3 protein-coding genes and 3 rRNA genes are annotated in these 10,995 nt (G+C 60.8%); all 6 read left to right on the top strand.

The features are described from left to right. The first annotated feature begins 64 nt into the window (after nucleotides 1-64). The 6 genes from ACEN9K_RS20875 to ACEN9K_RS20850 all read left to right on the top strand — a co-directional run bounded on the left by ACEN9K_RS20875 (nucleotide 65) and on the right by ACEN9K_RS20850 (nucleotide 10,845). The gene (locus ACEN9K_RS20875) at nucleotides 65-1,072 is read left to right on the top strand and encodes a LacI family DNA-binding transcriptional regulator (RefSeq protein WP_056392127.1); all 1,008 of its coding nucleotides are present in this window, start codon (nucleotides 65-67) and stop codon (nucleotides 1,070-1,072) included. A 93-nt stretch (nucleotides 1,073-1,165) separates the two neighbouring features. Next, nucleotides 1,166-4,198: a glycoside hydrolase family 2 TIM barrel-domain containing protein gene (locus ACEN9K_RS20870; RefSeq protein WP_495634994.1), complete on the top strand. Its 3,033-nt coding sequence runs from the start codon at nucleotides 1,166-1,168 to the stop codon at nucleotides 4,196-4,198. 597 nt (nucleotides 4,199-4,795) lie between these two features. Beyond that, nucleotides 4,796-6,318, top strand: a 16S ribosomal RNA gene (locus ACEN9K_RS20865). A 539-nt stretch (nucleotides 6,319-6,857) separates the two neighbouring features. Continuing rightward, nucleotides 6,858-9,987: ribosomal RNA gene (locus ACEN9K_RS20860) — 23S ribosomal RNA — on the top strand. A gap of 173 nt (nucleotides 9,988-10,160) precedes the next feature. Continuing rightward, a 5S ribosomal RNA gene (rrf, locus tag ACEN9K_RS20855) occupies nucleotides 10,161-10,277 on the top strand. The 16S, 23S and 5S rRNA genes sit together here, the layout of an rRNA operon. A gap of 283 nt (nucleotides 10,278-10,560) precedes the next feature. Beyond that, the gene (locus ACEN9K_RS20850) at nucleotides 10,561-10,845 is read left to right on the top strand and encodes an HU family DNA-binding protein (protein WP_011693739.1); all 285 of its coding nucleotides are present in this window, start codon (nucleotides 10,561-10,563) and stop codon (nucleotides 10,843-10,845) included. Nucleotides 10,846-10,995 lie beyond the last annotated feature (150 nt).

Here is a 10,995-nt window from a genome sequence, read left to right as displayed (position 1 = left end):
CACATTTAACCCACCAATCACCGGTATCAAAACGGACCTTCACCACCGCCTAGACTTACCGTTTATGACCCCCCGAACGCCCAGTCCCAGGGACCGGCGTGCAACCATCCTGGATGTGGCAGCCGCTGCAGGCGTATCGCGCCAGACCGTCACCCGGGCCATGAATGACATGGCAGGCATCAGCGCGGAAACCCGCGCCCGGGTCCAAAAGCTCGCAGCAGAAATGGGCTACAGCCCCAGCCGCTTCGCCAAGGGCCTTGTGCAGGGCGCGCGGATCTCTGTTGGCCTCGCCATCCCGGACCTGACCAACCCCTATTTCCCGGCCTTTGCCTCAAGCGTGGTGGAGGCCGCCACGGAGCGCGGTTGGAACGTGGTGGTGGACGACTACGGCCACGGGACCGGAAGCGCCGTTGACGCCGCCGCGCGGCTTGCGCCCCAGGTGGATGCACTGATCGGATACCTTGCACCCCACCAGGACGAGGCGCAGGCGCTGATGGGCCGCCGTCCCGTCGTCGCCCTTGACTCCCCGGACGCCGGCACCGCCGGCAGCATCTCCTTTGACTACCGTCACGCTGCCAGGCTCGCCCTCCGCCATCTCGCATCCCACGGGTGCCGGAGCATCCTCTTCCTGGACTCGGACCAGGGCGGCCCCGCCGGCAGCCGGAGCGCTGCCGCCGCCGCGGTGGCAGCGGAGGCAGGCATCCAGCTCGCCCGCCTCCAGGCACAGCCATCGGCGGCCGCGGCACGGTCGGCGGTGGCCCTCCATCTGGCCGGAGGCGGGAGCCCCGATGGCATCCTCGCCTTCAACGACCTGATGGCAGCCGGCGCCTTGAAGGCACTGCGGGAGTCAGGCACCTCCGTCCCCAATGAGTGTGCCGTCATCGGCATGGACGGAATACCGCTGGGGGAACTGCTCACACCTGAGCTGACCACCCTCGCACTGGACCTGCGCGCCGTGGGCCGCGCCGCCGTCGGACTCCTGGATGGTTTACTCACAGGTGCCATCCAGGACCGCACCCCAGGCGCCCACCTGACCCTGCAGCACCAACTGGTCCTCCGGCAATCAGCCTGACCCCTACTCAAATCATGACCGAGCGGATAGGCTTAACATGCAACTGCGTGAACGTTCACGTAGGCACTTCCGAAACTCCCCTCAAGGACCTCCATGCCAGCCCACACCCCTGCCGCAACTGCCGGCCACGGCTCCGCTCCGGCGACCAGACCCTCCTACCGCAGACTCGATCCGGCTGCCGCAGACGTCGCAGAATTAGCCTCGCTGGGACCCGGCCGGGGAAGCCTCCCGACGCGGGCCTACCTGGAGTCCGACGCACCCCGGCTCCTACTCAACGGAGAATGGCAGTTCCGGCTGAGCCCGGGAATCCGGGCGGCCCCACACGACGACTGGCAGCAGGGCAATGACCTCTCCGGCTTCACCCCGCTGCCCGTCCCCTCCAGCTGGAACATGCACGGGCACGGCTCTCCGGCCTACACCAACGTGCAGTTTCCCTTCCCGGTGGAACCTCCCTACCCACCGGACGCCAACCCCATCGGCGATCACCTGGTGACCTTTGAGGCCGGCCCGGAGTTCTTCCCGCACGCCGTGCTCCGGTTCGACGGCATCGACTCGGCCGGAACCGTGTGGCTGAACGGAGTGGAGCTCGGGACCACCCGCGGAAGCCGCCTGGCCCACGAATTCGACGTGTCCGGCATCCTGGTCGAGGGAGCCAATACGCTGGCCGTGCGGGTGGCCCAGTTCTCCGCCGCCAGCTATGTGGAGGACCAGGACATGTGGTGGCTCCCGGGGATCTTCCGGGACGTCACCCTGCAGGCGCGGCCGGTGGACGGCATCGACGACGTCTTCGTCCACGCCGGCTATGACCCGGGCACGGGCGAGGGCACGCTCCGCGTCGAGGTGAGCCGGGCCGGGCGGGCGATTGACGCCGTCGTACGCATTCCGGAACTTGGCCTGGAACTTCCAGCAGGGGCGGAGCAGCGTGTCCCCGGCGTGCAGCCCTGGTCCGCCGAAGTTCCCCGCCTGTATGGCGCAACGGTCAGCACCCCGGGCGAGACCGTTGCCCTGCAGGTGGGTTTCCGCAGCATCGTCATCGAGGACGCGCAGTTCAAGGTGAACGGCCGCCGGATCCTGCTCCGGGGAGTGAACCGCCACGAGCACCACCCCCGGCTGGGCCGTGTGGTCCCGCGGGACGTGGTGGAGGCGGAGCTGCGGCTGATGAAGCAGCACAACATCAATGCCATCCGGACCTCGCACTACCCGCCGCACCCGGAGTTCCTGGCGCTGGCAGACCAGCTGGGTTTCTACGTGGTCCTGGAATGCGACCTGGAAACGCACGGCTTCCACAGCGCCGGCTGGGCACAGAACCCCAGCGACGATCCGCAGTGGGAGGAGGCCCTGCTGGACCGGATGCAGCGAACCCTTGAGCGCGACAAGAACCACCCTTCCGTGATCATGTGGTCGCTGGGCAACGAGGCAGGCACCGGCCGGAACCTTGCGGCGATGTCCCGCTGGGCCAAGGACCGTGACCCGTCCCGTCCCATCCACTACGAGGGCGACTGGTCCTCACCGTACGTGGACGTCTACTCCCGGATGTATGCCAGCCAGGCCGAGACGGCGCTCATCGGGCAGGGCATCGAGCCGGCGCTTGAGGACGCCGAACTGGACGCTCGGCGCCGAGCCATGCCGTTCGTGCTGTGCGAATATGTGCATGCCATGGGAAACGGGCCGGGCGGCATGACCGAGTACCAGGACCTGTTCGACACGTATCCGCGGCTGATGGGGGGTTTTGTCTGGGAGTGGCTGGAGCACGGGATCCTTGTTCCCTCCCCGGGCAGCGGCGAACACTTCGCTTACGGCGGGGACTTTGGCGAGGAAGTCCACGACGGCAATTTCGTCACGGACGGGCTGGTGGATGCCAACCGCAAACCCCGTCCCGGGCTGTTGGATTTCAAGAAGGTCATCGAGCCTCTGGGCATTGACGTTTCCTCCTCATGGGCCAGCTTCACGCTGCGGAACCGGCAGGACTTTGCGGACACCTCCGCCTACCGCTTTGAGTACAAGGTGGAGGACGACGGCGGGACACGGCTGGAGGGAACGGTGGCCGTTGCGCCGCTTGCGGCGCAGTCCACGGCTGTTGTTGAGCTGCCGGCGGAGGTTGCCGCGTGTGTGGCGGGGTTGGCGCAGGACGCGGGTGCGGTGCTCACCGTCAGCGCTGTGCTGGCCACCGATACTGGGTGGGCTGCCGCAGGACACGAGGTTGCCTGGGGGCAGGCTGTCCGCCTTGCCTCACCAGGCACGGGGGTGCAGGCCCGGGACCTGGTGGAGGCCGGCCAGGACGAACTGCAGCTGGGTACCGCGGTGTTCAACCGGGCAACCGGCATGCCCACATCCATTGGCGGACTTCCCGTGGAAAAGTTCGGCCTGGTCCTGTGGTGGCCCCCGACCGACAACGACCTCGGCCGCGAGTGGGGAAGCCCGGACGAACGGCCCCTTGCGACGCAGTGGAAGGACGCAGGACTCCACCGGCTCCACACCCGCCTGCTGGGCATCCGGGCGGAATCCTCTCCTGACGGCGGAGAGTACCTGCGCGTCAGCACGCGCATGGGTGCCGCGGACAAGCAGTTCGGTGTGCTGGTGGATTACCTGTGGACCGCCAGCTCCGACTCCCTGGGACTGCGGACCCAGGTCAGGCCCGTGGGGGACTGGGTCAACGCCGGCTTCGAGGTGGAATGGGCGCGGATCGGGCTGGAGCTGGTGCTGGGTTCCCAGACCACCGGGGTGCGGTGGTTCGGCCAGGGCCCGCACCAGGGCTACCCGGACACCGGCCAGGGTGCGCGGACGGGATGGTTCGAGCTGCCCCTTGCCGCGCTGGACGTTGAGTACGTCCGTCCCCAGGAGTCGGGAGCCCGGTCCGGCGTGCGGTCCGCTGTCCTGCACGCCGGCGGAAGGGAGCTGCACCTTTCCGGCGAGCCCTTTGCCCTCACAGTCCGGCCGTACAGCATGCAGGCTCTGGATGCCGCAAACCACAGGCCGGATCTGGTGCCGGACGGGCGGAGCTACATCTACGTGGACCATCTCATGCGTGGCGTTGGCACCGCCGCCTGCGGCCCCGGCGTTCTGGAGCCGTACCGGCTGAAGCCGAGGCAGGCCGACTTCGAAGTGGTCCTCAAGGTACTGGGGTAGGGAAGTCCCGGCTCCCCCTTCGGCTACTCCCTCGGCTCCTCTTCGGATGTGAGCCACTCCATAGAAGCAGCAAACGAGCTTCAGAAGCGGAAATCTCTTGCCCACGCTGCCGGAAACCGCGGAATTCCGGGGTTTCCGGCAGCACAAGAGGCCCCCGGGGGTCGATTTGCGGTTGGGTGTGGGGGCGGGTATTGTTTTCTGAGTCGCCGCCGCTGAAGCGGAAAGATAGCGGCCAAACCCCTTACTGAACGGCCTGGAAATGGTTCGCCTCTTGGCGTGCCGGACGCGGGTGGGGCTGGTTTTCGAGTGGAGTGGATCGCGGTAACGCTGATTTGCGAAGCTTGTTGGAACCGGGTAAGTTTGGAAAGTTGCTCCGGAGCGAGCCTGGACGTTGGTTTGGGTGGTGCCGGGTGTGTCTGTTGTTTGAGAACTCAATAGTGTGCCAAGTTTGTTGATACCGATTATGTATGTAATTGGTTGATTGTGCTGTGCCGCCACCCCGTGGTGTGCATGGTGTTTTTAGCTGGTTTCAAATTTTGTGCAGCTGTTTCTGCCGTTATTTCCGGTGGTTGTGGTTGTGTCTGTTTTTGTTTTACTTCAACGGAGAGTTTGATCCTGGCTCAGGATGAACGCTGGCGGCGTGCTTAACACATGCAAGTCGAACGATGATGCCAGCTTGCTGGTGGATTAGTGGCGAACGGGTGAGTAACACGTGAGTAACCTGCCCTTGACTCTGGGATAAGCCTGGGAAACTGGGTCTAATACCGGATATGACCTTCCATCGCATGGTGGTTGGTGGAAAGCTTTTGTGGTTTTGGATGGACTCGCGGCCTATCAGCTTGTTGGTGGGGTAATGGCCTACCAAGGCGACGACGGGTAGCCGGCCTGAGAGGGTGACCGGCCACACTGGGACTGAGACACGGCCCAGACTCCTACGGGAGGCAGCAGTGGGGAATATTGCACAATGGGCGAAAGCCTGATGCAGCGACGCCGCGTGAGGGATGACGGCCTTCGGGTTGTAAACCTCTTTCAGTAGGGAAGAAGCGTAAGTGACGGTACCTGCAGAAGAAGCGCCGGCTAACTACGTGCCAGCAGCCGCGGTAATACGTAGGGCGCAAGCGTTATCCGGAATTATTGGGCGTAAAGAGCTCGTAGGCGGTTTGTCGCGTCTGCCGTGAAAGTCCGGGGCTCAACTCCGGATCTGCGGTGGGTACGGGCAGACTAGAGTGATGTAGGGGAGACTGGAATTCCTGGTGTAGCGGTGAAATGCGCAGATATCAGGAGGAACACCGATGGCGAAGGCAGGTCTCTGGGCATTAACTGACGCTGAGGAGCGAAAGCATGGGGAGCGAACAGGATTAGATACCCTGGTAGTCCATGCCGTAAACGTTGGGCACTAGGTGTGGGGGACATTCCACGTTTTCCGCGCCGTAGCTAACGCATTAAGTGCCCCGCCTGGGGAGTACGGCCGCAAGGCTAAAACTCAAAGGAATTGACGGGGGCCCGCACAAGCGGCGGAGCATGCGGATTAATTCGATGCAACGCGAAGAACCTTACCAAGGCTTGACATGAACCGGACCGCTGCAGAAATGTGGTTTCCCCTTTGGGGCTGGTTTACAGGTGGTGCATGGTTGTCGTCAGCTCGTGTCGTGAGATGTTGGGTTAAGTCCCGCAACGAGCGCAACCCTCGTTCTATGTTGCCAGCACGTGATGGTGGGGACTCATAGGAGACTGCCGGGGTCAACTCGGAGGAAGGTGGGGACGACGTCAAATCATCATGCCCCTTATGTCTTGGGCTTCACGCATGCTACAATGGCCGGTACAAAGGGTTGCGATACTGTGAGGTGGAGCTAATCCCAAAAAGCCGGTCTCAGTTCGGATTGGGGTCTGCAACTCGACCCCATGAAGTCGGAGTCGCTAGTAATCGCAGATCAGCAACGCTGCGGTGAATACGTTCCCGGGCCTTGTACACACCGCCCGTCAAGTCACGAAAGTTGGTAACACCCGAAGCCGGTGGCCTAACCCCTTGTGGGAGGGAGCTGTCGAAGGTGGGACTGGCGATTGGGACTAAGTCGTAACAAGGTAGCCGTACCGGAAGGTGCGGCTGGATCACCTCCTTTCTAAGGAGCACCTCCAACTCTTCTGTGCTGGTGAATGCCGGTGTGGGGGGTTGTCAGGAAGCAAGCCCGCAGCATGGACGATTGTTCCGTGGCGGGTGCTCATGGGTGGAATATCAACAAATAGGTGCCTGGTGGCACGGACCGGTTTGGTTAGTACGAATGTTTTGTTCTTCTCTTCGGGGGAGGGCGGGTGTTCTGGAACGCGGCTGGTTTGGGTTGCTGGGTAGTGTTTGGCACACTGTTGGGTCCTGAGGCAACAGGGCCGGGGAGGGGTTGTTGCGGCTTTGGTCGTGGTGGTTCTTTGTCGGGTTTGTTTGTTTCTGGTTTCCCTGCCGTGACGTTCCGTGCGCCTGTTTGGGTGTGTGGGGTGTGTGGTGTGGGGTTGTTGTTTGAGAACTACATAGTGGACGCGAGCATCTTGTATAAGAAGCAATTTCCAAGATTAATGAACCTGGATCTGGCTGCGCTGTTGATGCCCTTTGGGTGTTGGGGTGTGGTTGGTTTCTGTGGTTCTCTCGAGAAATGTTTTTGATCTTTGTGGTCAAGTTTTTAAGAGCACACGGTGGATGCCTTGGCATTAGGAGCCGAAGAAGGACGTAGGAATCTGCGATAAGCCTGGGGGAGTCGATAACCGGACTGTGATCCCAGGGTGTCCGAATGGGGAAACCCCGCCGAGCGCGCGAGTGACTCGGTGACCCGTACCTGAACACATAGGGTGCGTGGGGGGAACGCGGGGAAGTGAAACATCTCAGTACCCGCAGGAAGAGAAAACAATAGTGATTCCGTTAGTAGTGGCGAGCGAACGCGGATCAGGCTAAACCGTTCCATGTGTGATAGCCGGCGGGCGTTGCATGGTCGGGGTTGTGGGACTTTCCATACCAGTTCTGCCGGGCTGGTGGGGTGTGATGTGCGCGCATAGGTGAACGGTTTTGAAAGGCCGGCCAGAGAGGGTGTTAGTCCCGTAACCGTAATGTGTTTGTACCGCCTGTGAGAGTATCCCAAGTAGTACGGGGCCCGAGAAATCCCGTGCGAATCTGTCAGGACCACCTGATAAGCCTAAATACTCCCTAATGACCGATAGCGGACCAGTACCGTGAGGGAAAGGTGAAAAGTACCCCGGGAGGGGAGTGAAACAGTACCTGAAACCGTGTGCTTACAATCCGTCGGAGCCAGTCTGATTCTGGTGACGGCGTGCCTTTTGAAGAATGAGCCTGCGAGTTAGTGTTACGTCGCGAGGTTAACCCGTGTGGGGCAGCCGTAGCGAAAGCGAGTCTGAATAGGGCGTGTGAGTGGCGTGATCTAGACCCGAAGCGAAGTGATCTACCCATGGCCAGGTTGAAGCGACGGTAAGACGTCGTGGAGGACCGAACCCACTTCAGTTGAAAATGGAGGGGATGAGCTGTGGGTAGGGGTGAAAGGCCAATCAAACTTCGTGATAGCTGGTTCTCCCCGAAATGCATTTAGGTGCAGCGTTGCGTGTTTCTTGCTGGAGGTAGAGCTACTGGATGGCTAATGGGCCCTACAAGGTTACTGACGTCAGCCAAACTCCGAATGCCGGTAAGTGAGAGCGCAGCAGTGAGACTGTGGGGGATAAGCTTCATAGTCGAGAGGGAAACAGCCCAGACCACCAACTAAGGCCCCTAAGCGTGTGCTAAGTGGGAAAGGATGTGGAGTTGCCCAGACAACCAGGAGGTTGGCTTAGAAGCAGCCACCCTTAAAAGAGTGCGTAATAGCTCACTGGTCAAGTGATTCCGCGCCGACAATGTAGCGGGGCTCAAGTACACCGCCGAAGTTGTGGCATTCACATTTTAGCTAAGCCCTTGTGGTTCAGGCGTGTGGATGGGTAGGGGAGCGTCGTGTGGGCGGTGAAGTCGCGGTGTAAACCAGCGGTGGAGCCTACACGAGTGAGAATGCAGGCATGAGTAGCGAAAGACGGGTGAGAAACCCGTCCGCCGAATGATCAAGGGTTCCAGGGTCAAGCTAATCTGCCCTGGGTAAGTCGGGACCTAAGGCGAGGCCGACAGGCGTAGTCGATGGACAACGGGTTGATATTCCCGTACCGGCGAAAAACCGCCCATGCTGAGCGGGGGATACTAACTGCCCGAAGCCTGCCCGAGCGCCCTTGTGGTGTGAGGGTTTTGGTGGAGCGCAGGACCTGATCCCGGGAGGCAAGCGTATTAACAGGTGTGACGCAGGAAGGTAGCCGAGCCGGGCGATGGTTGTCCCGGTCTAAGGATGTAGGGCGAGTGGTAGGCAAATCCGCCACTCATGGTGCCTGAGATCTGATGGGACCCCCGTTTGGGGGGATTTGGTGATCCTATGCTGCCGAGAAAAGCATCGACGCGAGGTTTTAGCCGCCCGTACCCCAAACCGACACAGGTGATCAGGTAGAGAATACCAAGGCGATCGAGAGAATTATGGTTAAGGAACTCGGCAAAATGCCCCCGTAACTTCGGGAGAAGGGGGGCCCCAACCTTGATACACCCTTTGCGGTGTGGAGGGGATCGGGGCCGCAGAGACCAGGGGGAAGCGACTGTTTACTAAAAACACAGGTCCGTGCGAAGTCGCAAGACGATGTATACGGACTGACTCCTGCCCGGTGCTGGAAGGTTAAGAGGACCGGTTAGCCGCAAGGCGAAGCTGAGAATTTAAGCCCCAGTAAACGGCGGTGGTAACTATAACCATCCTAAGGTAGCGAAATTCCTTGTCGGGTAAGTTCCGACCTGCACGAATGGAGTAACGACTTCCCCGCTGTCTCAACCATAAACTCGGCGAAATTGCAGTACGAGTAAAGATGCTCGTTACGCGCAGCAGGACGGAAAGACCCCGAGACCTTTACTATAGTTTGGTATTGGTGTTCGGAGTGGCTTGTGTAGGATAGGTGGGAGACGTTGAAGCCCGGACGCCAGTTCGGGTGGAGTCATCGTTGAAATACCACTCTGGTCACTTTGGACATCTAACTTCGGCCCGTAATCCGGGTCAGGGACAGTGCCTGATGGGTAGTTTAACTGGGGCGGTTGCCTCCTAAAAAGTAACGGAGGCGCCCAAAGGTTCCCTCAGCCTGGTTGGCAATCAGGTGTCGAGTGTAAGTGCACAAGGGAGCTTGACTGTGAGAGAGACATCTCGAGCAGGGACGAAAGTCGGGACTAGTGATCCGGCGGTACATTGTGGAATGGCCGTCGCTCAACGGATAAAAGGTACCTCGGGGATAACAGGCTGATCTTGCCCAAGAGTCCATATCGACGGCATGGTTTGGCACCTCGATGTCGGCTCGTCGCATCCTGGGGCTGGAGTAGGTCCCAAGGGTTGGGCTGTTCGCCCATTAAAGCGGTACGCGAGCTGGGTTTAGAACGTCGTGAGACAGTTCGGTCCCTATCCGCTGCGCGCGCAGGAAATTTGAGAAGGGCTGTCCTTAGTACGAGAGGACCGGGACGGACGAACCTCTGGTGTGTCAGTTGTACTGCCAAGTGCACCGCTGATTAGCTACGTTCGGATGGGATAACCGCTGAAAGCATCTAAGCGGGAAGCTCGCTTCGAGATGAGATTTCCATACACCCTCGGGTGTGAGAGGCCCCCAGCCAGACCACTGGGTTGATAGGCCGGATGTGGAAGCGAGGACTAACGACTCGTGAAGCTGACCGGTACTAATAGGCCAACAACTTACACCACACAGATACATACAAAACTCTGCTTGCGTCCACTATGTGGTTCCCAACCAACAACCCCCCAACACGCGGGGTTGTCACGGCACGGAACCACCACAACTGAAGAACAACACCACAATGTTGTAACCACGAGTCTTCCCACCCCCGAAAAAACACCGGGCGGGCGGGTACAAGGGTTACGGCGGTCATAGCGTGGGGGAAACGCCCGGTCCCATTCCGAACCCGGAAGCTAAGACCCACAGCGCCGATGGTACTGCACCCGGGAGGGTGTGGGAGAGTAGGTCACCGCCGGACACACATTGGTCGAGGCCCCAACCACCAGGTTGGGGCCTCCCACATTTAACCCCAACTCCCCTTCATGGAACCGGACGCGGTGTCCCAGGAAACCCGGCAGGAAGCGCAAAGCCTTCCTCCAAGGGCTGAAAATGGGCCCCGGAATCGGTGATTAACCTCAAAAAGTCGCGGAAACACGCGGAATTTGCGGACCGGAAGCGCCCAAGCTGGTAAGTTTTCGGACAGTGGCTTGTGCGCATGCCGCGTGCAGGCTCCAGAATCAGAATCGTCCAGGAGGACATAAATGGCTAAGAACCGTAGTGAACTTGTTGCAGAGGTAGCAGGCAAGGCCGGCACCAGCCAGGCTGCCGTCAACTCCGTCCTCGATGCACTGTTCGAGGTTTTCGAGACTTCTGTCGCCGCGGGCGAGAAGATCACCATCCCGGGCTGGCTCGCCGTCGAGCGCACTGACCGTGCAGCACGCACCGGCCGCAACCCGCAGACCGGCGAAACCATCCAGATCGCAGCAGGCCACAGCGTCAAGCTGACCGCCGGCTCCAAGCTGAAGGCTGCAGTCTCCAAGAAGTAAAGCTTGTCCCTCCCGGCATGCAGCCGGCTGGAACAAGGAGCGGCAACCCATCGGGTTGCCGCTCCTTTGCTTTAACGGCCCGGCTCCAACTGCTCCCCGGCTCCAACCGCTCACTGGCATACAACCCGGATTCGCGGCGCAGGCAGGCGT

It is taken from the genome of Pseudarthrobacter sp. Pseusp20, from assembly GCF_059492155.1.
Note: the sequence above shows the minus strand (reverse complement) of the source record. Positions and strands in the feature narration are given on the sequence as shown.